Below are 21,999 nucleotides of genomic sequence, written 5' to 3' on the forward strand. Positions count from 1 at the left end.
AGGACAGTCCATGACCTCTTCGCTCGCCCGCATCCCCTGCACCGTCGTTACCGGCTTTCTCGGCGCCGGCAAGACGACGCTGCTGCGCCATGCCCTGCAGAACCTGGAGGGCAAGCGGCTGGCGGTGATCGTCAACGAGTTCGGCGATGTCGGGATCGACGGAGAGATCCTCAAGGGCTGCGGCGTCGAGAGCTGCCCGGAAGACAACATCATCGAGCTGGCCAATGGCTGCATCTGCTGCACGGTCGCCGAAGATTTCGTCCCCGCCATCGACCGCATTCTGGCGATGCAGCCGAAGGTCGACCACATCCTCATCGAAACCTCCGGCCTGGCACTGCCCAAGCCCCTGGTGCAGGCCTTCCAGTGGCCGAGCGTCAAGAGCCGCGTGACGGTGGACGGCGTCATCGCCGTCGTCGATGGTCTGGCGCTGGCCGAGGGTCGCGTCGCCGACGACATGCAGGCGCTTGCCGCACAGCGTGCGGGAGACGAGGCGCTGGATCACGACGATCCGGTCGAGGAAGTCTTCGAGGACCAGATCGCCTGCGCCGACCTCGTCATCCTGACCAAGGCCGACCTTTTGTCCGCTGACGGCCTGGACCGGGCGCGGGCGCATGTCAGCGACCACCTGCCGCGTGCCGTGCGCATCGTCGAAGCGGCCAATGGTGTCGTCGACCCGGCCGTCTTCATCGGCCTCGGCCTTGCGGTGGAAGACGACATCGAGAACCGCAAGACGCACCACGACGGGGAACTGGACCACGAGCACGACGACTTCGACAGTTTTGTCCTCGACATTCCGGCGATCGCCGATCCGGAAGCACTCAGCCTGCGCATCGCCCAGGTGACCGAGGCGGAGAAGGTGCTGCGCATCAAGGGTTACGTGGAAGTTGCCGGCAAGCCGATGCGGCTTCTGGTGCAGGCGGTCGGCCCACGCGTCAACCACTACTTCGATCGCCCCTGGGCGAACGGCGAGGACCGTCGCTCGCGCTTGGTCATCATCGGTGAGAAGGGCATCGATGTCGACCGGATCGGGAGGATGCTGGCCGCCTGATGCATATCCTTGCCACCACATCCTCGTCGCTCGACGACCTGATCGAACCGGTCGACCTCGACCAGACGCCGGGCGATGTGGTGGTGCTGTCGTTTACCGACAGCGATCTGAACGGCATCGCGTCCGCCTGGGCTGCGGCTGAGGCTCGCAGCACGATCGACGGGCTGACGCTGCGCCTGGCGCAACTGTCCGACCTCAGACATCCGATGTCGGTCGACCTGTGGATCGACAAGGTGGCGCGCCACGCGCGCGTCATCCTGGTGCGGGTGCTGGGCGGCTATGACCGGTGGCGCTACGGCGTCGATGAACTCTCGCGGCTGGCCAGGAGCCGGGGCATTCCGCTGGTGCTGCTGCCGGGTGAATGCAGCGAGACGGATGAGAGGCTCGCTTCCGCCTCGACGGTGAGCGAGGCCGAGATCGCCCGGCTGCTGTCTTTCTTCCGTGAGGGCGGGCCGGACAATCTGCAGCGGCTGACGGACGAGCTTCGCGGGCTTGCGCTCGGCAACGCATCCGACGGCATCTCTGCCGTCAGAGTGCCGAAGATCGGCTTCTATCGACCGGGCCTTGGAGTCGTGTCGCAGGCGGATGCTCTGTGCGGCCTTGAAGGCCGCAAGATCCTGCCGCTGCTGTTTTACCGGTCGATGCTGCTCGCAGCCGACGTGGCACCGATCGACGCACTGGCGAAGGCGCTCGAAGCCCGCGGATTTGCACCCCTGCCCGTCTTCGTTCCCGGGCTGAAGGACCGACAGACCCTGTCCTTCCTGCGCGACAGCTTCGCCGAGATGCAGCCCGCCGCCATCGTTACCGCCACCGCCTTTGCCAGCAATGCCGCGCTTGACGGCAGGACGCTGTTCGAGGTCCTCGGCGTGCCCGTTTTCCAGGCGGTGATCGCGACGACCAGGCGCCAAGGCTGGCTGGAAGGTCGCCGCGGGCTCGGCCCCTCCGACCTTGCCATGCATGTGGTGCTGCCGGAACTCGACGGGCGTGTGCTGGCTGGCGTGATCTCGTTCAAGGATGCGCGTGAAGCGCAGAGCGACCACGGCTTTTCCGGCTATGCCAACCGCCCGGAGCCGGATCGCGTCGAGGCCGTGGCGGATCGCATCGCACGACATCTGACGCTCAAGGAAACGCCGCGCGAAAAACGCCGCATCACCATTCTGATGCCGGATTATCCGGGCGCTGCCGGGCGCACCGGCTATGCCGTCGGACTGGACGTGCCGGAAAGCGTACTCCACATGCTGCGACTGTTGCAGGCCGAGGGATACGCAGTCTCTGCCGTGCCCGAGACGGCGAAGGATCTCATGGACCGGGTCCTCAAGGGGGCCGAGCGTCTGCCGGCAGCGGCCTATGTCGGATACTTCAAAGGACTTCCGGCCGAATCTCGCGACGCGGGCAGCGCCGCTTGGGGTGATCCGTTAGCCGACGAAGCATCCGATGGCGACGGTTTCCGTTTCCGGGCCGCCCGTTTCGGCAATGTCACCGTGGCGCTCGCGCCGGATCGCGGCCGCGAGGCGGACCGACGCACCGACTATCACGATCCGGCCCGCCCGCCACGCCACGCGCTGCTCGCCTTCGGCTGCTGGATGCAGACCACGCTGCAAAGCAACGCGATCGTTCATGTCGGCGCACACGGGACGCTGGAATGGCTGCCGGGCAAGAATGTTGCGCTGACCAGCGCCTGCTTTCCGGAGATTGTCACCGGCAACCTGCCGGTCATCTACCCGTTCATCGTCTCCAATCCCGGCGAGGCTGCGGTTGCCAAGCGGCGCATCGGGGCACTCACCATCGGCCATCTGCCGCCGATGCTGGCCGAGGCGGGTCTGTCGCCGCAGCAGCAGAAGCTCGAACTGCTGGTCGACGAATATGCGCAGGCCGACGGGCTGGATCGCCGCCGCCGCGACCGGTTGTCAAGGCTGATCGTCGAGACGGCGGAAGAAACCGGCCTGGCCGGAGAGGCCGGGATAAGCCGGGCCGACGATCCCGAGGCCGCCCTGGCGCGGATCGACGCGTTCCTCTGCGACTTGAAGGACTTCGCCATCAAGGACGGCCAGCACGTCTTCGGCCATGCGGACCCGCTGGAAACGGATGGCCTGCGGATCGACAGCGCCCGGGCCGAGCAGATGAGCCTGATCGCCGCACTCGACGGTCGCTACATTGCTCCCGGGCCGTCCGGCGCGCCGGCCCGAGGACGCCGTGACGTGCTGCCGACCGGCCGCAACCTCTACGCCTCCGATCCACGCACCATGCCGACGCCGACGGCCTTCGAGCTCGGCCGGCTGGCGGCGGAAGAAATCATCCGGCGCTACATGCAGGACCACGGCGACTGGCCGAAAAGCCTGGTCATCGACCTCTGGGGCAGCGCGACCTTACGCAGCGGCGGCGAAGAGGTGGCGCAGGGTCTGGCGCTGATGGGCGCAAGACCGGTTCAGGATCCGGCAACCGGCCGCGTCACCGGCATCGAGGTCCTGCCGCCGGCGGTGCTCGGCCGCCCGCGCGTCGATGTGACCTTCCGCATTTCCGGGCTGTTCCGCGACATGTTCCCGTCGCTGATCGCATTGCTGGACGCCGCCGCCCGCGCCATCGCGGCGCGCGAGCACGAGGCCGACGGTGACAATCCGCTGGCCCAGGCCGCACGGGCGGCGGGCGTCATTCCACCGCGCATCTTCGGCTCCGCACCCGGCACCTACGGGTCGGGGATCGAGGAGCAACTGGCGTCGGGCGACTGGCAGGAGCGCGAGGACCTTGGCCGCGCCTATCTCGCCATGACCAGCCACGCCTTCGGTGGGCCGGAGGGTGAGGAACGGCCAGCTGCCGCCGATTTCGAGGAGCGGGTGCGCTCCGCCGATCTGCTTGTGCATACGGGCGACGACCCCGGGCGCGACCTGCTCGACGGGTCAGGCGACGTTGCCTTCATCGGCGGTTTCGCCGCAGCCGTGGCGGCTCTTGGCGGCAAGGCCGATATCATCGCGCTGGACACCACCGACCCGGCCCGCCCCCGCGCCCGCTCGCTTGCCGAGGCCGTGACGCGCGTGGTGCGGGCGCGCGCCGTCAACCCGCGCTTCATCGACGGGCAGATGCGCCACGGGCCGCGCGGAGCTGCCGAATTTGCCGAAACCGTCGACCGGCTGGTCGGCTTTGCCGAGACCACGCAGGCCGTGCCGCAGAGCCTGATCGACGCCGTCTACGATGCCTATGTCGCCGACGAACGGATTCGCGACTTCGTGCTCGACCAGAACCCGGAAGCTGCCGGCGCCATCGCTGACCGGCTGATCTCGGCCCGCCGTCGCGGCCTCTGGCAACCGCGCCGCAATTCTGTGGATCGTGATCTGGAACTGCTGCGCGACAGGGCGAGAGAAAGGGAGCGGGCATGACCGCGCTCTCCCCAACCTCTCCTCTCGCCGCCCCCGCTGCCCGCCCATCCTTCGTCCGCGGCGCCTGCCCGGCGCTCGACGCGCCGATGCTGACCGGCGACGGTTATCTGACCCGGTTGGCGTTCTCCGACGCTTTGACGCCGCAGCAGCTCCAGTCGCTCTGCACGCTGTCGGAGCGCCACGGCAATGCGACGGTGGATATCACCGCCCGCGGCAACCTGCAGATCCGCGGTCTGACCGAAACGTCCGCCCAGGCACTCGAGCGCGACGTCCGCAGCCTTGACCTGCCGCTGCGCGAAGGGCTTGCCGTGGAATGGTCGCCGCTTGCCGGCGACGATCCGGAGGAGGCGATCGATCCGCGTCCTCTAAGCCTTGCCATCGTCGCGCGTGCCGCTCGGCTGGCCGGTCATCTGGCCCCAAAGATCTCGGTCGTCATTGATGGCGGCGGGCTGATCGGCCTTGATCACCTGCTCGCCGACATCCGCCTGCGCGCCGTCATGAGCGACGGGACGATCAATTGGCAGCTGACCCTGGGCGGCACCGCGGCGACGGGCCAGATGATCGGCGAGGTGGCGGATGCCGATGCCGCCGACATCGTCCTGGCGCTGCTGGAGCGGCTGGCGCTGCTAGGCCCCAAGGCCCGCGGTCGTGATCTCGCAGCTGGCGATCTGCCAGCCCAGATGCGGATGCAGGTGACGGCGCCGCTGGGCCGACCGACCGCGTCGGTGCCTGCCCCATTCGGCACCTTCGATCTTCGAACAAGGGCGGCGGCACGCATTGCAGTGGCGTTCGGTCAATGCGGCGCCGAGCGGCTGCACGCGCTGGCGCAGGAGGCGGAGCTAATGGGAATAACGCGGCTGAGGCCGGCTCCCGACCATGCGCTGATCGCCTTCGGAAGCACCCAAGCCTGCGAGGCGCTGGTGGAGCATGCCGCGCGGCAGGGCTTCATCACCCGTGCCGGCGATCAGCTCGCGGAGATTTCGGCATGCCCTGGCATTGGCGCCTGCAGATCCGGACGCTATGCGACGCATGAGACGGGCCGGGATGCGGCGCGCAATGCGGCAGCGCTGCTGGATGGCTCCGTGCGGCTGCATCTTTCCGGCTGCGAGAAGGGCTGCGCCCATCCCACCCGGGCGACGCTGACGCTCGCCGGCGCGGCCGATGGAACGCATCTTGTCTTCGATGGCAAAACCACCGATACCCCGCTGCAACTGCTGGCCTCCGGCTCCGAGGCTGCGGCACTGGCTGTTCTGTCTGCCCTGATGGAGACCGAGCGCCGGCCCGGCGAAACGAGCCGCGACTGTCTTGCCCGCCTCGGTCCTGCCCGGATCGCGGCGGCGCTTTCTAAAGGTACCCAATGACCGACTACGACTACATTCGCGACGGCGACGCGATCTATACGAAATCCTTTGCCATCATCCGCGAGGAAGCCGATCTCTCCGCCTTCGCGCCAGACGAGGCGGATGTGGCGATCCGGATGATCCATGCCTGCGGACTGGTGGAGGCCGCAGCGCACTTCCGCTTTTCGCCGGAGTTCGTAACGGCGGCGCGCGGTGCGCTTCTTGCCGGAAAGCCGGTTCTCTGTGACGCGCAGATGGTCGCCCACGGCATCACCCGGGCGCGCCTGCCGGCCCGAAACGAGGTGGTCTGCACGCTGCGCGATCCGCAGGTGCCGGAGATCGCCAGGCGTGTCGGCAACACGCGATCGGCGGCCGCGCTGGAACTCTGGGCGGACCGGCTGGAGGGCGCCGTGGTCGCTATCGGCAATGCGCCGACGGCACTCTTCTACCTGCTCGAAATGCTCGACCGCGGATGCCCGAAGCCCGCCGCCATCATCGGCATGCCGGTCGGCTTCGTCGGCGCCGCCGAAAGCAAGGAGGCGCTGGCCGAAAGCCCCCATAAGATCCCCTACGCGATCGTCCGGGGCCGCATGGGCGGGTCCGCAATGACCGCTGCTGCCGTCAATGCGCTGGCGAGGGCGGGCCTGTGAGCGATATCATGCCTGGCAAGGTTTTTGGCGTCGGCACCGGTCCCGGCGATCCCGAACTCTTGACGCTGAAGGCCGTCAAGGCGCTGAACGGCGCCGACGTGCTGGCGTTCTTCTGCAAGCGCGGCTCGCGCGGCAATGGCCGCACGATCGTCGATGGCCATATGCGCGCCGACGTGATCGAGCTGCCGCTCGTCTACCCGGTGACCGTCGAGGAGGAGAAGGAGACCGACAGCTACAAGCGGGCGATCGACGGCTTCTTCGACCAGTCTGCCGCAGCGATCGCCGTCCACCTGCAGGCCGGCCGCACCGTCGCGGTGCTGAGCGAAGGCGACCCGCTGTTCTATGGATCCTACATGCACCTGCATCTGCGGCTTGCACCGCATTTTCCGGCCGAAGTCATTCCGGGCGTCACGGCGATGTCCGGCTGCTGGTCGATGGCCAACATGCCGCTTGTGCAAGGCGACGATATCCTGAGCGTCCTGCCGGGTACGCTGCCCGAAGACATCCTTGCCGAAAGGCTGGCCGGCACCGATGGCGCGGTGATCATGAAGGTTGGCCGCAACCTGCCAAAAATCCGCCGGGCGCTCGCCGCTGTGGGCAAGCTGCAGGGAGCGATCTACGTCGAGCGCGGCACCATGCCGAATGGCGGGTTCATGCCGCTCATGGAACGCGACGAAGCCCCTGCACCCTATTTCTCGCTGGTGCTGGTGCCTGGCTGGAAGCATCGGCCATGACCGGTAAGCTGACCGTCGTCGGGCTTGGTCCCGGCAATGCATTGCAGGTCACGCCGGAAGCGCTGTCGGCGGTGGAGGCAGCTTCCGACTTCTTCGGCTATGGCCCCTATGTCGAGCGTCTCGACCTGCGTGCCGACCAGCGGCGCCACGCCTCCGACAACCGCGAGGAAATGTCGCGCGCCAGCCAGGCGCTTAAGCTTGCCGCAACCGGTGCGAAAGTCTGCGTCGTCTCCGGCGGCGATCCGGGCGTGTTCGCCATGGCGGCTGCCGTCTGCGAGGCGCTGGAAGCCGGGCCGGCCGAATGGCGCAAGGTCGAGTTTTCCGTCGTTCCCGGAATTACCGCCATGCTGGCCGTTGCCGCCAAGGCCGGCGCGCCGCTCGGCCACGACTTCTGCGCCATCTCGCTTTCCGACAACCTGAAGCCCTGGGAAATCATCGAAAAGCGGCTGGTCGCAGCGGCGCAAGCCGGCTTCGTCATGGCCTTCTACAATCCCGTCAGCAAGGCGCGGCCGCACCAGCTCGATCAGGCCTTCGACATCCTGCGCTCCCATCTTCCCGGCAGCGTGCCGGTGATTTTCGGTCGGGCTGCCGGCCGCCCGGACGAGAAGATCCGCATCGAAACCCTCGCAGACGCCCGCGCCGACATGGCCGACATGTCGACCTGCATCATCGTCGGCTCGGTGGAAACCCGCCTGATCGAACGTCCCGGCCAGCGCCCGATCGTCTATTCGCCACGTTCCTGGGGGAAGGCCTGAGCCACATGATCGGCGAGCGCATCCACGCTATCGAACGAGGCGACATCCGGCAGAACCGGACGGCGGATCATCACGACCTCCAGCCCCAGGTCACGGGCAGCGGCGATCTTGCCATGGCTTGCCGCACCGCCGGAGTTCTTGCAGACGATCACCTCGATGCCGCTTGCCTGAAGAAGCGCCCGCTCGTCCGCCTCGCGAAAAGGTCCGCGTGCCGTCAGGTAGTTAACCTGCGGCAGAGCGAGGGGCGGCTCCACCGGATCGACGCTGCGCACCAGATAGACATGCTGCGGCGCCGCCTCAAACGGCAGAAGCTCCTGACGGCCGAGCGCCAGAAAAGCCCGGCGCGGCTTAGTACCGAGCGATGCCACCGCCTGCTCGACGCTGTCCACCTCGGTCCACCGGTCACCCGCCTGCCGCTCCCAGCCGGGACGGCGCAGCGCGACGAGAGGAGTGCCGGACAGGCTGGCGGCCTTTGCAGCGTTAGCGGAAATCCGCGCCGCATAGGGATGCGTCGCATCGATCAGCAGGTCGACCTTGCTGTTGGTCAGATATGCCGCAAGCCCCTCTGCGCCGCCGAACCCGCCGACCCGCACCGGAACCGGCTGCTCGGCCGGCTGGCGGGTGCGACCGGCGAGCGACAGTTGCAACCGGAAACGGTCCACCGCCATCAGTCGCTCGGCGATCTGCCGCGCTTCGGTGGTTCCGCCGAGAATGAGAATGGAGTGTCGCACGATGGCTCCTGATCTGCCCGGACCTCTTGTAGCGCAAGCCCCCTGGTTGTCCATCGCCGGTATCGGCGAGGATGGTCTGGCCGGCCTCGGCGACAATGCCCGGCAGGCGATCTCGGAGGCCGAGATCGTCTTCGGCGGCCGCCGGCACCTGGATCTTGCCGCCGGGTCGATCACCGGCGAGGCACGCGCCTGGCCGCAGCCCTTCGATCCAGCGATGGAGGACGTTCTGGCGCTGCGCGGGCGAAAAGTCTGCGTGCTGGCCTCCGGCGATCCGTTCTTCTTCGGTGTCGGCGTGACGCTTTCACGCCACCTGCAACCCGGCGAGTTCGTGGCCTATCCTGCGCCGTCTGCCTTCTCGCTTGCCGCCTCCCGTCTGGGCTGGGCCCTGCAGGATGTCGAGACGGTTTCCCTCCACGGCCGGTCGCTGGACCTGATCCGGCCTCTTTTGCATCCGGGCCGCAAGGTGCTGGCGCTGACCTCCGATGCCCAAGGGCCAGCCGCACTGGCAGCGCTGCTCACCGGCAGCGGCTTCGGACTTAGTCGGCTCACGATCCTGGAGGCGCTGGGCGGTCCGCAGGAGAGGATCCGCTCGGGCAAGGCCAATGATCTCGCCCTGGACGCTATCGACCCGCTGAACATCGTCGCCGTGGAGGTGGAGGCTGAGCGGGATGCCCGCGTCCTGCCGCTCGGCTTCGGGCTTCCCGACGATCTGTTCGAGCACAACGGACAGATCACCAAGCGCGAGATCCGCGCAATGACGCTTGCGGCCCTGTCGCCCCGGCGCGGCGAATTGCTGTGGGATATTGGCGCCGGCTCCGGGTCGATCGGCATCGAGTGGATGCTGGCGCACCCGTCGATGCGCGCCATCGCCATCGAGCAGCACGCCGAGCGCGCCGAACGCGCCCGCCGTAATGCCGCGAATTTCGGTGTGCCGGGCCTGCGGCTTGTCGAAGGCCGGGCGCCGGAAGCGCTGGCCGGTCTGCCCGCACCGGATGCCGTGTTCATTGGTGGCGGCGGCAGTGGCGACGGCGTGCTGGAAGCGGCGATGACGGCGCTGAAACCCGGCGGCCGACTGGTTGCCAATGCCGTAACGCTGGAGATGGAGCGCGTGCTGTTGGCGGCACAGGCCGAGTTCGGCGGCACCTTGACGCGCATGTCGATCGACCGGGCCGAGCCGGTGGGCCGCATGACCGGCTGGCGTCCGGCGATGCCGGTCACGCAGTGGAGTTACACGAAGATGGAGTTGCCGACATGATGGCTGCAGGGATCGGGTGCCGCAAGGGCACCAGCGCAGACACAATTCTGGCGGTGCTGGATGCCGCCCTGACCGCCCATGGGCGCTCGGGAAGCCGCCCGCAGATCCTCGCCACCGGCCCGCAGAAGGCTGCAGAAGGCGGGCTCCTGGAAGCCGCCCGCCAGCTGGGCGTCGACCTGACCGTCGTCTCGGAGCCGGACATGCAGGCAGCATCGCCGCGCACGCTGACGCTCTCGCCGCACAGCGTTGCGCATGTGGGTATCCCGAGTTTCTGCGAAGCCGCCGTATTGGCCGCGGCAGGCGAGGCCTCAAGGCTGCTCGGGCCACGCTATGTGGCCGACGGCGTCACCTGCGCCATCGCCATCACCGAGGATGCGGCATGACGGTTCACTTCATCGGCGCCGGCCCCGGTGCCGCCGACCTCATCACCGTACGCGGTCGCGATCTCATCGCCCGCTGCCCCGTCTGCCTGTTTGCCGGCTCGATCGTGCCGCGCGAACTGATCGACTACTGCCCGCCCGGCGCCCGCGTGATCGACACCGCATCGCTGTCGCTGGACGAGATCGAGGCGGAATATGTGCGGGCCGAACAGGCCGGCGAGGACGTGGCACGGCTGCATTCCGGTGATCTTTCCGTCTGGAGCGCGGTGGCCGAACAGATGCGCCGGCTGGATCGTCTCGGCATCGATTACACGCTGACGCCGGGCGTGCCTTCTTTTGCGGCGGCGGCCGCGGCGCTGAAGCGCGAACTGACCATTCCGGAAGTGGCGCAAAGCCTCGTGCTCACCCGCATTTCCGGTCGCGCCTCGAAGATGCCGGAGAAGGAGACGCTGAAGAATTTCGCCGCCACCGGATCGACGCTCGCCATCCACCTTGCCATCCATGCGCTGGAGCGCATCGTCGAGGAGCTTGTGCCCTTCTATGGCGCCGAATGCCCGGTGGCGATCGTCGTCAAGGCGAGCTGGCCGGACGAGAAGATCGTGCGCGGCACGCTTGCCGATATCGCCGCGAAGGTAAAAGACGACCCGATCGAGCGCACCGCGCTGATCTTCGTCGGGCCGGGCCTGAAGGCGGAAGATTTTCGCGAGAGCGCCCTCTATAGCACCGACTACGTGCGCCGGTTCCGGTCGCCGAAGGACGCGAGCGGGAGCAAGGACGAGGGATGATCGGACGGCGTGAACGGCGCTTCGCCAACCAGCTTGCCATCGCGGTCGAAGATCAGGATCTCGAGCGCGATGTCGTGGCTGCGCAGAGTGCCCGCCGCCGTCTGCCAGGCGAGCGCCGCGATCGTATCGCCGAGCGGTACGCCGTCGCGCGCCGCCATCTGGAAGGCAAGCGCCACCGTATTGGCCGTGCGGATCTCACCGGCCAGCACCTCGCTGGCGCCCGCTTCAAGAGCCAGCCGCGCCAGCGCCTCGAGATCCGCCAGGCCACGCTTGGAGTGCACGTCCAGCATGCCCTGCGCCAGCTTCGTCATCTTTGCCACGCCGCCGGCAATGGTGATGTGCTCGACCGGGTGCCGGCGCAGGTATTTGAGCATGCCGCCGACGAAATCGCCCATGTCGATGAGGGCGGTCTCGGGCAGTTGGTGATGCGCCTGCACGGCCTGCTCGGACGTCATCCCCGTGGCACCCGCCACATGGGTGAGGCCGGAGGCACGCGCCACGTCGATGCCGCGCCAGATGGAATGGATCCAGGCGGAGCAGGAAAACGGGATGACGATGCCCGTCGTGCCGAGGATGGACAGGCCGCCGACGATGCCGAGCCGACCGTTCAGCGTTTTCTGCGCCAGGATCTCTCCGCCGGGCACGGAAATCTCGACATCGAAGTCGGTCTCACCGCCCGCCACCTCGGCTATCGCCTCGGCGATCATCTGGCGGGGCATCGGATTGATGGCCGGCTCGCCGGGCGCGATCGGAAGGCCGGGGCGGGTGACCATGCCGACGCCTTCGCCGGCGAGGAACCGGATGCCGGCACCCGGCACTCCCCGGCGGACGGTGCTGACGATCAGCGCGCCGTGCGTGACGTCCGGATCGTCGCCGGCATCCTTGACGATACCGGCGCGGGCAAAACCCTCACCCGTTTCTTCCAGCGCCAGCGTGAAGCCGGGACGCTGGCCTCCGGGCAGCGTGATCTCGACCAGATCGGGGAAGCCCTGGCCTGTCAGCGCCAGGCAGGCCGCCTTGGTCGCGGCCGCAGCACAGGCGCCTGTCGTCCAGCCACGGCGCAGGTCCTTGCTTTCGGCTTCGTTGCTTTCCGCTTCCATGATTGTTTCTATACCGGTGAGCGCTTCGTCCGTCACCGGCAAAAGGTTTGACCATGACTATCGCCGCCGCCCTTGCCAATCTGGCGAGCCGCCTTCCCACCTTCGAGCCGGGCCATGTGTGGCTCGCCGGCGCCGGCCCGGGGGATCCGCGCTACCTGACGCTGGAGGTCATTGACGCGCTGGGCAAGGCTGACGTGATCGTCCATGACGCACTGGTATCCGAGGACGTGCTGGCCTTCGCCCCGCAGGCGAAGGTGTTGTATGCCGGCAAGCGCGGCGGCAAGCCGTCGACGGCGCAGGACGACATCACGCTCTCGCTGATCCGCCTGGCGAGGGAAGGCCACCGGGTACTGCGGCTAAAGGGCGGCGACCCGTTCATCTTCGGCCGCGGCGGCGAAGAGGCAGAGGCGCTGGTCAAGGCCGGCATCCCGTTCCGGGTTCTTCCGGGCATGACCTCGGCGCTGGCAGCACTTGCCTCGGTGCGCATTCCAGCCACCATGCGCGGCATCAGCAAGGCGATTACACTGGCGACCGGCCACGCGGCCGGCACCGACGACGATCTCGACTGGGCAGCACTCGCCCGCACCGGCGAACCGATCGTCGTCTACATGGGGCTGAAGAACCTCGACCTCATCAGCCGGCTGCTGATCGAGGGCGGACGGGCGGCCGAGACGCCGGTCGCGGTGATCATGGCCGCGACGACCGGCGAGGAGCGACTGCTGACGGCAACACTTGCAACGGTTGCCGGTGAAGTGGAACGCCAGGGATTTGCAGCACCGGCCCTGATCGTCATCGGCGAGATCGTGCTGATGCGCGACCTGCTGGCCTCCCCTGCGGGGGAAACCCCATGACCCGCGCCCTCATCATCGGTGCACCGCGCTCCGGCTCCGGCAAGACCAGCGTCACCATCGGTCTCTTGCGCGCCTTTGCCCGGCGGGGCTTGCGCGTGCGGGGCGTCAAATCCGGCCCGGATTACATCGATCCCGGCTTCCATCACGCGGCGACCGGCCGCGCCGGGCTGAACCTCGACAGCTGGGCCATGGAGCCGGATCTCGTTGCGCAACTGCTCGGACAGGCGGCCGAGGATGCCGACCTGCTGCTGATCGAAAGCGCCATGGGCCTGTTCGACGGCATCGCCGGCGGAGAAGGCCGCACCGGTGCAGCGGCAGACCTTGCGCGCCTGCTCGGCATCCCGGTGCTGCTGGTCCTCGACGTCTCGGGCCAGAGCCAGACGGCGGCCGCTGTTGCCATCGGCTTCCGGCACTACGATCCGAAGGTGCGAATGGCCGGCGTGGTGCTGAACCGGGCCGGCAGCGAACGGCATGTGCGACTGTCGACGGCGGCGATCGAGGACACAGGCATGTCGGTCGTCGGTGCCGTGCTGCGCAACGGCGAGCTGTCGCTGCCGGAGCGGCATCTGGGGCTGGTGCAGGCGAGCGAGCATCCGGCCATCCAGGGCCATATCGACCGGCTGGCGGACGTCATGGAAGCCTCGCTCGACCTCGATGCCATCCTGTCGCTGGCGGTGCCGATCACGCCTGAGGCCGGCGACAGCCGCGCGCATCTGCCGCCGCCCGGCCAGCGGATCGCCATCGCCTCCGATGCCGCCTTCACCTTCCTTTATCCGCATCTGGGCGCCCATTGGCGCGCGGTGGGTGCCGAGCTAGTGCCCTTCTCGCCGCTTGCCAATGAGCCCCCCTCGCTCGACTGCGACGTCTGCTGGATCCCCGGTGGTTATCCCGAGCTGCATGCCGGGAAGATTGCCGCTGCCGACCGCTTCCGGACGGGTCTTGCAGCATTTGCGAAGAACAAGTCGGTGCACGGCGAGTGCGGCGGCTACATGGTTCTGGGAGAGCGGCTGGAGGACGCCGAGGGTGTGAGCCACGCGATGACCGGTCTGCTGTCGCATGCAACAAGCTTTGCCCGGCGCAAGATGAACCTCGGCTACCGGCAGGCGACACTCATCGCCGACGGACCGATGGGCGTGGCCGGCCAGGTAATCCGCGGCCATGAGTTTCATTATGCGAGCGTCAGCGATCCGGGCACCGACGAGGCTTTTGCCACCATTGCGGATGGCACCGGGCAGCCGATCGGCCTCTCCGGCGGGCGCCGCGGACAGGTGACCGGCACCTTCTTCCACGCCATCGCCCGGGTGACGCAGTAGCGTGACGGCGTCGGCGCCTATTCGATAAAAACCCGCACGGTGGCGGCACGGCCCATTGCGTCGATCACCGTCAGTGTCGAATAGCCGGCACCATCCGGCCGCCATTCCGAGATGCGCTTGCGGGAAAGTTCCGCCAGCGGCCTGCCGTTGGCAAGCCAGCGGAACGGCGCCCGCCCGCCCTGCAGCTTCAGCACCAGCGGCGAAAGCTCGGTGCCGGATCTGGCACCGAGATCGACGCGTGCCCCCTCCGGCGGATAGATGATCTGCGGTGCCTGTTCGCGCGAGGTGCTGCGCACAAGGCCGCTGGAAGTCATGGCAAACCGGCGCAAACCGATCGGCAGGTCCGTGACGGCGACGCGGGTCGCACCCGGCGGCGGTGACGGATGGGCGCTGAGCGGCACGCCCGACCTCGAGAACGCCTCGAACAGAACGGGCGCCGCCGTACCATAGCCGGTAATGCCGGGAACGGCGGCATTGTCGGGCCGGCCGACCCAGACGCCGAGCACGTATCGCCCGTCATATCCGACCGACCAGGCGTCGCGGTAGCCGTAGCTGGTGCCGGTCTTGTAGGCGAGGCCGAGCCGTGGGCTGCCGCCCGGCGGAAGCACGTCGGAGAGAATGTCGGTGATGGTCCAGACGGCGGTCGTTGACAGGAGCGGCAGGTCGGCGTCGCGTCTGGGCAGATCCCGGATGCCATCGCCGAGCCGCACCGGCCAGCCCTGATTGGCAAGCCCGGCATAGAGTTGGACAAGATCCTTCAGCGTCATGCCGACCCCGCCCAGGCCGATCGCCAGTCCCGGCGCCTCGCCCGGCGGCAGGATCGGCCGCACCTCGGCGCGGCGAAAGCGCATCATCAGACGGCTCGGGCCCACCGCATCGAGAAGCCTGACCGCCGGCACGTTGAGGGAGAGCTGCAGCGCCTGGCGAATGCTGACATCGCCCTGGTAGCTCATGTCGAAGTTGCGCGGCCGATAGCCGGAGAAATCGGACGGACGGTCTTCGATGATGGTCTCCTGCGCCACCATCCCCTCTTCGAAACCGAGCCCGTAGATGAATGGCTTCAGCGTCGAGCCGGGTGACCGGACCGTCCGCGTCATGTCGATCCAGCCGGAGCGGCCGGCATCGAAATAATCCGCCGATCCGACTTCGGCGATGATCTCGCCTGTCGATGAATCCGCCATCAGCATGGCGAGCGACACCTTGGGCGGCAGCCGCTGCGTGGCAGCACTGGCGACCCCCTCCAGCCTCTCCTGTACCGAACGCTTGAGCGTCGTCCGGTGAATGCGGCCCGCCGGATCCTTGCGCAGCGCCGCCTCCGCCAGATGCGCCGCAAGAGCCGGAAGCTGGCGTCTCTGCCCGGGGATTGCGACGAGCATTGCGCGCTCCGCCTCGCCTTCGCCGACAAGAGCCGCAACGGCATCGCGTCCCAGCACCCGTTGCCGGGATGCCTTGGCAGCCTCCGGAAAGCGATCCGGCCGCCGCGCTTCGGGCGATTGCGGCAGGGCAACCAGGAGGGCTGCCTCGGCCACCGAAAGGCGGCGCGGCTCCTTGCCGAAATAGGCAAGGCTTGCCGACCGCACCCCTTCCAGGTTGCCGCCATAAGGTGCGTGGGTGAGGTAGAGATCGAGGATTTCAGCCTTCGACAGCCGCCGCTCGATCTGCACCGCGCGCGCCATCTGCCGAAGCTTGGCCAGAATCGACCGGCCATCACGGGGCTCGATCAGCCGCGCCACCTGCATCGACAGCGTCGAGGCGCCGGAGACGATCCGGCCGTGGGTGATGAGCTGCCAGGCCGCCCGACCCAGTGCGTAGGTGTCGATCCCGCCATGCTCGAAAAAGCGGCGGTCCTCGTAGGCGATCAGCATGCGCACGAAGCCCGGATCGACCTCGCCTGCCTCGGTCTTCAGCCGCCACAGGCCGTCTGGCGTCGCAAATGCCCGCAGCAACTGGCCATCGGCATCCAAAACCTCGCGCGAGGCAACCTCTGCGGCGGCAAGCGGCGGCGGATAGGCGCGGTCTGCGGCTTCGAGCCCGTGCACCAGCCCAAAACCGAGCCCGAGGCAGACAAGCACACCAACCGTCGTCCCGACCGCCCATCGCGTGGCGCGCCGCATCGCCGCTACTGAGCCTCCCGAACCTGCATGCGACCGGTGGCCGTGCGGGCGGAAAGCTGCGGGCGATACATGTCTTCCACATAGGCCGCCGGATGATCATAGGTGCCCGGCGTCACCGCCCGAACCACATAGGCGAGCTTGATCTCGCGATTGTCTCCCTGGCTGCGATCGAAGGCGGCGACGAAGCGGTCGTTGCGGAACTCCGTATGCGCGGCGGTCACCGCGCCCACCCATTCGAAATTGGTCATCTGGGCACTGTCGACGAGGCTTGGATTGTCGATCTCGAAGCCTGCCGGCAGCAGGTCCTGGATCAGCACGCGAGACGGCCAGTCGTTGGTTTCAGTCACCGTCAGCACCACGACATAGCGCTCGTTCTGCTGCACCTCGCTGACATTGGCGGCCTCGCCATCCATCGTGTAGTAGGCGCGCTCGATAGCGAAGCCGTCGCCGCCTGCCGGCAGCGGCTGACGCGGTGCAGCGATCGTCGTCACCACGGCCGAAACAGGGTCCGTGCTGCGGTTGGCGAGCGTCACGGGGCTGGCCAGCAGGTCGTCGCCGCTGATCCGCTGTTCGTACGCACCGGTCTGCGGCTTGCCGTTGACATCGACCTTCAGTCCGTCATCGCCCTTTTGCAGGGCGCGGGCGGCAAGCAGCATCCAGGCCTGCTCCTGAGTGCTGGTATAGCGCTTGCTGCGCGCCTGCTTGGCGACCGCTTCCGCAAGCGCCGGCACGACCGGCGGGACGGGGCGGCTTTCCGCCGCCAGCGCCAGAACCGCCGCCCCGTCACGCAGGGAGGATCCGTAATCCGACCGCGACAGGCTGACCGGCTTGGCGATGGACTGCTCGGTCATCTGCAGGGCCGAGGCGAAGACGTTTCGCGAGCGCGGTGCATCGCCGTAGAGCGAAAGCGCTGCGGCCAGATGTGCCTTGGACATCGGCGTCGGGAAGTCGGCCAGCATCGTATCGGCGTAGTAACGGAGATCGCTGATCGAGGCCTTGCGGTTGCGCGCCAGCACGTAGAGCGAATAGGCGATGGAACCGCCCTGATCCTTGATGTTGACGTCGTAGGCGAGCGCGTTCTGCAGGTTTTCGAGAGCCTGCGACAGCGCCTGATCGGGCACGTCGTAGCCCTGCTCGCGCGAGCGCGTCAGGAAATCGGTGACATAGGCGTCGAGCCAGCGATCGCCGCTGCCCGGTCCCCAAAGGCCGAAACTGCCGGACGAGGACTGGTAGGAGAGGACACGCAAGATCGCGTCCTGCACCCGCTTCTTGACCTCCGGATCGTCCGCCACGCCATTCTTGCGCGACAATTCGGAGAGGTAGAGGAGCGGCAGTGCCCGGCTGGTCGTCTGCTCGGCGCAGCCGTAGGGGTAGCGGTCGAGCGCCATCAGCAGCGCGGGGATGTCGAAGTCCGCCGAACGGGTGACACTGAGGGCAACGGAAGCGCCCGACAGCTGCGCGTCGGCAAGCAGGTTGTCATCCACCGTCAGGCTCTGTCCGGGCGCAAGCGCGATCACGCGGCGCTCGGTAACCGGCAGCACGGCTGGGCGCACCGGCAGGTCGAGCCGCTGCTCCATCGCCGCAAGCCCATTGCCTGACAGCGTCAGGGTGAGGGAGCCGTCGCCGGTCCGGATGCCCTTGAGCGGCAGGTGCAGCGTCTGCTTGCCCCCCGCCTCCAGGCGAATCGTCCGGCCGCCACTGCCGCCGTCGGCGCCGACGAAACCGTTACTGGCGACCGAAAGCGTGTAATCGCCGGCCGGCGCATCGGTGTTGGCGATGTCCAGGCGCAGGCTCGCTTCGTCGCCGGGCGCCATGAAGCGCGGCAGGCTTGCCGTCAGCACCACCGGATCGCGGATCACCACGTCCTTCGTGCCGTGACCGATGCCATCCCTAGTCCAGGCGACCGCCATCAACCGGGCCGTACCGTTGAACTGCGGGATGTCGAACGACACCTGGGCCTTGCCGTCGCCATCAAGCTTGACGATACCGGAGAAGAAGGCGACCAGCTTTTCCTTCGGCGGGCTTCCCTGCAGGGCAACGCTGCCGCCGTCGCCGCCGGTGCGCAACCGCCCGGTCGCACCGAGCGATCCATCGATCAACCGGCCATAGATGTCGCGGATTTCCAGACCAAGGCGGCGCTGGCCAAAGTACCAGTCGTCGGGCGCCGGAGGCTCATAGCGCGTGAGGTTGAGGATGCCGACATCGACGGCTGCAACCGTCACATAGGCTTCCTCGAGCGCCCCCGCGCCGGTGACGGCAATGTCAACGTCGAGCGGCTGACGTGGCAGGATCTTGTCCGGCGCCGTCACGGTGACGGTGAGATCGCGCTCTTGCGGATCGACCTTCAGCCAGCTGATGCCGATCGCCCGCATCGGCATGCGCGTCTGTTGTGCCTGACCCGGACGATAGAGCGTCACGGTCACGTAGGCGCCGGCGCCGTAGGCTTCGGTCACCGGGATGTCCACCTCGCCGCCGCTTTCACCGATCGCGACGTTCTGCACGGCGATCAGGCTTTCGGCACCGCTCGTCACCATCAGCTGCCCACCGTAGCGCGACGACACCTTGAGCCTAGCGGTCTCGCCGACCTTGTAAGCAGGCTTGTCGAGCGCCACTTCCAGCGCATCCGGAGTTTCTGTGGAGCTGGCGGTGACGAACCATCCGGCATCGAACTCGACGCTGCTCGCCGGCCCGTCCGCGTCCGGGCTTTCCACTTCCAGCCGGTAGCGGCCCCATTCCACGGGAACAGCGATCTTGCCGCCATCGGCGACCGTCACGTCGACCTGGCCGTTGCCGACCTGCTTGGTGCGATTGACCGCCTCATAGCGCCAGGACGTGCCCTCGCGGTACCACTGGTAGTCGCGCTCGATCTTCACCAGCTTCCAGACGAGATCGGACGAAGCCTGGCGCTGGCCGTCCTCGCCGATCATCATGACGTTGAAATTGCCGATGGAATTCTCGGCGAGATCGCCGGAGAATTCCGGCTTGATGCCGATCCGCGGCCCGTCGGCGCGCACAGGCAGCTTCAGCGTCCGCTCGACAGCGCGGCCGCCGCCTTCCTTGAGGCGCACGACGATCTCCGCGTCGGTCAATTGCGTCGTCGACGCAAGTTCGGCCACGCTGGCGTTGAAACTTGCCTTGCCGTCCTCGTCCAGCACGTCGAGACCGTCGAGCGGCAGGCGTTCCGCCTCGCTCGCCTCCTCGTCGGCAAGGCCGAAGACGTAACCCTTGTAAGCCTCGCGCTCGCGGGTGCGCTTCAGCACGATCTCGCCTTCCAGGCCGAGGCCCGCGGCCGGAGCGCCGTAGAGATAGCGACCATTGACGGTCACGGCGACATCCTCGCCGACGACAATCTCCTTGGCCACGCTGGCAAGGTCGAACTCGATGCGGTCCGGCACGAAGTCGTCGACGAGAAAACGCTTCTCGGAGATTGCCGACCCCTTGGGATCGGTGAACACCTGCATCGTCCATGTGCCACGCAGCGCCGTTGCCAGCACCGGCAGGTCGACGGCATAGCCGCCGAGCGTTCCGTTGCCGGTCATCCGGCGATCCTCGACGCCGTCCGGGCGCAGGAAGACGAAGGTGAGCGGCAGGCTGTCGATCGAACGCGCCTCGCCGTCGCGTGCCAGGAGCGCCGCATGCACCGTCTCGCCGGGGCGATAGATCCCGCGCTCGGTCCAGGCATAGACATCGATGGCGCCCGGCGCCGGACGGCCCGTCACGCCGCGATCGGACAGATCAAAGCCGGCCCGCGTCATGTCGAGGAACACGTAATCCTCGTCGGTCTTCTTCGCCGTCAGAACGGCGGGCACCATGCCCGCGGTGCCGCGGATCAGGCCGGCGGTGAAAGTGGCACGTCCATCGGCATCGGTCGTCGCAGTGCCCAGCACCTCGTTGTTGCGGGCCAGCAGCTGCAGGTCGACGCCGGCCACGGGTGCCGCACTCTCCAGCGAGCGGACGAAGACGTTGAGCCCATCGGTGCCGGCATAGGTGGACAGGCCGAGATCGGAGACGACGAACCACTGGGTCGCCTGGTTGTCCCATTCGTTGGTCGTGCCGGTGGCAGCCGTCGCCGTCAGCACGTAGACGCCCGGCTTTCGCTTCGGCAGAACCTCGTCGACGGGGAAGCTGGTGGTGACGTCCTTGTTGACCTCCTGGCCGATCTCGATCGATCCCTGCCACACCAGTTCGCCGTTGTTCTCCTGGATCTGGTCGGCCGTGTAGCCGTCCATCTGCGTCAGGAACTGCGAGTTGGCGAGCAGCGGCGCGATATTGCGGTCGCCGATGCGGTAGAGCTTGAGGTTGGCGCTGGTGGTGTTGACCGAAACGAGGGGGATGCCGCGCCGGGCGGTCGACGGCAGCACGAAGCTGTCGCCGGTGAAGCGGACGGTCGGCGAGCGATCCTTGACGTAGATGTCGAGATCGATGGCCGCCTCGAGATTTTCACCGACCGACGAGGGAAGCCCGCGGCGCAGCGTCAGCTTGTAGCGTTCGCCATGCACCAGGCCTTCGACGCAGATCTGCTTGTCCTTGGCTTCGAGCGCCTTGGGGGCGGCACCGTTCAGCGTGACGAAGGGCGTGTAGTCCGTGCCGGCCTTCACCAGGGCTTCGGAAAACTGCACGCAGACGCGCGGGCTTACGCTGTCGGCATCGACCGAGTGATCGGTGACGCGGAAACCGAAGCGTTCGCGCAGATCGTTGTAGCGCGCCTGGACGATACTGGAGCGCGCAAGGTCGAGGCTCTCCTTCAGCGCGGTGATGGCGCCGCGATGATTTTCCTGTGTCTCCAGTCCTTCGCCCAGAAGAGCCAGTGCCTCGGCCCGGCGCTGGACGGTGCGCGACGTGTCGTGTGCATTGATTGCCGAAAGAACCGCCTTGGCAGCAAGATCCGCATCGCCCCGGACCGTTCCGGCGGCGCGCGACATCTCGATCCACAGGGAGGAATCATCGGGTTCGATGGACAGGGCACCGGTGAGTGCAAGGATTGCTCCGGGAACGTCGCCACCGACAAGGTCCAGCTGCGCCAGCGCCTTCAGGCTTTCCAACCCCTGACCGGCCAGCTCGGCCGGCATCTCCAGGTCGTTGTAAAGTGCATCCGCCTGCTGCTGCACTTCGGGTGTGATCATCGTCAGCGCCTTCGGCGCGCCGATGTCGGGATCGCTTGCGGGGGTGACGATCTTGCCCGCGACGGCGCCAGGAAAGCCGTTCAGCGTGTTGTAGTCGGACTTGAGGAAGCACCACTTGGCCTTGACGTTGAAGGTGAAGGCGCGGCAGGACCTGTCGTCGATGCAGGCTTTCTCGCACTCGGCGAGAGGCACGTTCTTCACAGTTCGCAAGTCGAAACCGAGGTAATCGCTCTCTTCCACCGTCTCGATCTGGCGTTGGGTCTGCTGGGCCCCGGCGGGCTGGCCGGAAACGAGAGCAGCAACAAGAAGAGACAGTGCAAACCACGCGCGCTTAGACATCATGTCCCCCCGGAAAGCTGCGTCTGTGAGAGCCGAACACTCTGCACTTACCGGACGGTTGTCAATTGAAACGATTACGACATTGATAGGCCGCCACGCCGGCTGCACTG

The 21,999-nt window shown here is 67.4% G+C and carries 15 protein-coding genes; 11 read left to right on the top strand and 4 right to left on the bottom strand.

The window, feature by feature from the left end:
• Nucleotides 1-10 precede the first annotated feature (10 nt).
• The 6 genes from cobW to ACR65N_RS19505 are packed head-to-tail and all read left to right on the top strand — an operon-like array spanning nt 11 to nt 7,898.
• On the top strand, nt 11-1,048 hold the full coding sequence (gene cobW / locus ACR65N_RS19480) for a cobalamin biosynthesis protein CobW (protein WP_440458337.1): 1,038 nt from the start codon (nt 11-13) through the stop codon (nt 1,046-1,048).
• Nucleotides 1,048-4,419: a cobaltochelatase subunit CobN gene (gene cobN / locus ACR65N_RS19485; RefSeq protein ID WP_440458338.1), complete on the top strand. Its 3,372-nt coding sequence runs from the start codon at nt 1,048-1,050 to the stop codon at nt 4,417-4,419. Before cobW ends, cobN begins: the two co-directional genes overlap by 1 nt.
• Nucleotides 4,416-5,780 carry a precorrin-3B synthase gene (cobG, locus tag ACR65N_RS19490; protein ID WP_440458339.1) on the top strand — a complete coding sequence of 455 codons (1,365 nt, stop codon included), beginning with the start codon at nt 4,416-4,418 and terminating at the stop codon, nt 5,778-5,780. Before cobN ends, cobG begins: the two co-directional genes overlap by 4 nt.
• Nucleotides 5,777-6,409: a precorrin-8X methylmutase gene (locus ACR65N_RS19495; protein ID WP_440458340.1), complete on the top strand. Its 633-nt coding sequence runs from the start codon at nt 5,777-5,779 to the stop codon at nt 6,407-6,409. Before cobG ends, ACR65N_RS19495 begins: the two co-directional genes overlap by 4 nt.
• An 8-nt stretch (nt 6,410-6,417) precedes the next feature.
• Nucleotides 6,418-7,143: a precorrin-2 C(20)-methyltransferase gene (locus ACR65N_RS19500; protein ID WP_440458341.1), complete on the top strand. Its 726-nt coding sequence runs from the start codon at nt 6,418-6,420 to the stop codon at nt 7,141-7,143.
• The gene (locus ACR65N_RS19505) at nt 7,140-7,898 is read left to right on the top strand and encodes a precorrin-3B C(17)-methyltransferase (RefSeq protein ID WP_440458342.1); all 759 of its coding nucleotides are present in this window, start codon (nt 7,140-7,142) and stop codon (nt 7,896-7,898) included. Before ACR65N_RS19500 ends, ACR65N_RS19505 begins: the two co-directional genes overlap by 4 nt.
• On the opposite strand, the gene ACR65N_RS19510 is transcribed toward ACR65N_RS19505, so the two are convergent.
• Entirely contained in the window at nt 7,868-8,629 is a 762-nt protein-coding gene (locus ACR65N_RS19510) for a cobalt-precorrin-6A reductase (protein WP_440458343.1), read from the bottom strand. The genes ACR65N_RS19505 and ACR65N_RS19510 overlap by 31 nt on opposite strands.
• A 1-nt stretch (nt 8,630) precedes the next feature.
• On the opposite strand from ACR65N_RS19510, the gene cbiE reads away from it, so the two are divergent.
• Genes cbiE through cobM form a run of 3 tightly spaced genes read left to right on the top strand, consistent with a single transcriptional unit; the run spans nt 8,631 to nt 11,049 of the window.
• Nucleotides 8,631-9,884, top strand: a complete 1,254-nt coding sequence (gene cbiE / locus ACR65N_RS19515; protein ID WP_440458344.1) for a precorrin-6y C5,15-methyltransferase (decarboxylating) subunit CbiE — start codon at nt 8,631-8,633, stop codon at nt 9,882-9,884.
• Entirely contained in the window at nt 9,881-10,267 is a 387-nt protein-coding gene (locus ACR65N_RS19520; protein WP_440458345.1) for a cobalamin biosynthesis protein, read from the top strand. The genes cbiE and ACR65N_RS19520 overlap by 4 nt, the downstream gene beginning before the upstream one ends.
• Nucleotides 10,264-11,049: a precorrin-4 C(11)-methyltransferase gene (cobM, locus tag ACR65N_RS19525; RefSeq protein ID WP_440458346.1), complete on the top strand. Its 786-nt coding sequence runs from the start codon at nt 10,264-10,266 to the stop codon at nt 11,047-11,049. Before ACR65N_RS19520 ends, cobM begins: the two co-directional genes overlap by 4 nt.
• On the opposite strand, the gene ACR65N_RS19530 is transcribed toward cobM, so the two are convergent.
• Nucleotides 10,992-12,149 (bottom strand): cobalt-precorrin-5B (C(1))-methyltransferase, encoded by a 1,158-nt coding sequence (locus tag ACR65N_RS19530; protein WP_440458347.1) that lies wholly within the window; start codon nt 12,147-12,149, stop codon nt 10,992-10,994. The two genes, cobM and ACR65N_RS19530, sit on opposite strands and share 58 nt — an antisense overlap.
• A 53-nt stretch (nt 12,150-12,202) precedes the next feature.
• Between ACR65N_RS19530 and cobA the strand changes: the two genes are divergently transcribed.
• Nucleotides 12,203-13,000, top strand: coding sequence for a uroporphyrinogen-III C-methyltransferase (gene cobA, locus ACR65N_RS19535; protein WP_440458348.1), 798 nt, complete (start codon nt 12,203-12,205; stop codon nt 12,998-13,000).
• Nucleotides 12,997-14,313, top strand: coding sequence for a cobyrinic acid a,c-diamide synthase CobB (locus tag ACR65N_RS19540; RefSeq protein WP_440458349.1), 1,317 nt, complete (start codon nt 12,997-12,999; stop codon nt 14,311-14,313). The genes cobA and ACR65N_RS19540 overlap by 4 nt, the downstream gene beginning before the upstream one ends.
• Before the next feature lie 17 nt (nt 14,314-14,330).
• Here the strand turns inward: ACR65N_RS19540 and pbpC are convergent, their stop codons facing one another.
• Complete coding sequence (gene pbpC, locus ACR65N_RS19545) at nt 14,331-16,427, bottom strand: penicillin-binding protein 1C (RefSeq protein ID WP_440458350.1); 2,097 nt, start codon at nt 16,425-16,427, stop codon at nt 14,331-14,333.
• Between the two features lie 5 nt (nt 16,428-16,432).
• Nucleotides 16,433-21,889 (bottom strand): alpha-2-macroglobulin family protein, encoded by a 5,457-nt coding sequence (locus ACR65N_RS19550; RefSeq protein ID WP_440458392.1) that lies wholly within the window; start codon nt 21,887-21,889, stop codon nt 16,433-16,435.
• Nucleotides 21,890-21,999: the final 110 nt, after the last annotated feature.

This window comes from Rhizobium sp. SAFR-030, from assembly GCF_059415005.1.

Coding starts and splice junctions, on each gene's coding strand:
- cobG (WP_440458339.1), top strand. CDS start 4,416: ATGACCGCGCTCTCCCCAACCTCTCCTCTCGCCGCCCCCGCTGCCCGC.
- cobM (WP_440458346.1), top strand. CDS start 10,264: ATGACGGTTCACTTCATCGGCGCCGGCCCCGGTGCCGCCGACCTCATC.
- cobN (WP_440458338.1), top strand. CDS start 1,048: ATGCATATCCTTGCCACCACATCCTCGTCGCTCGACGACCTGATCGAA.
- cbiE (WP_440458344.1), top strand. CDS start 8,631: ATGGCTCCTGATCTGCCCGGACCTCTTGTAGCGCAAGCCCCCTGGTTG.
- cobA (WP_440458348.1), top strand. CDS start 12,203: ATGACTATCGCCGCCGCCCTTGCCAATCTGGCGAGCCGCCTTCCCACC.
- ACR65N_RS19520 (WP_440458345.1), top strand. CDS start 9,881: ATGATGGCTGCAGGGATCGGGTGCCGCAAGGGCACCAGCGCAGACACA.
- ACR65N_RS19505 (WP_440458342.1), top strand. CDS start 7,140: ATGACCGGTAAGCTGACCGTCGTCGGGCTTGGTCCCGGCAATGCATTG.
- ACR65N_RS19530 (WP_440458347.1), bottom strand. CDS start 12,149: ATGGAAGCGGAAAGCAACGAAGCCGAAAGCAAGGACCTGCGCCGTGGC.
- pbpC (WP_440458350.1), bottom strand. CDS start 16,427: ATGCGGCGCGCCACGCGATGGGCGGTCGGGACGACGGTTGGTGTGCTT.
- ACR65N_RS19495 (WP_440458340.1), top strand. CDS start 5,777: ATGACCGACTACGACTACATTCGCGACGGCGACGCGATCTATACGAAA.
- ACR65N_RS19550 (WP_440458392.1), bottom strand. CDS start 21,889: ATGTCTAAGCGCGCGTGGTTTGCACTGTCTCTTCTTGTTGCTGCTCTC.
- ACR65N_RS19540 (WP_440458349.1), top strand. CDS start 12,997: ATGACCCGCGCCCTCATCATCGGTGCACCGCGCTCCGGCTCCGGCAAG.
- ACR65N_RS19500 (WP_440458341.1), top strand. CDS start 6,418: ATGCCTGGCAAGGTTTTTGGCGTCGGCACCGGTCCCGGCGATCCCGAA.
- cobW (WP_440458337.1), top strand. CDS start 11: ATGACCTCTTCGCTCGCCCGCATCCCCTGCACCGTCGTTACCGGCTTT.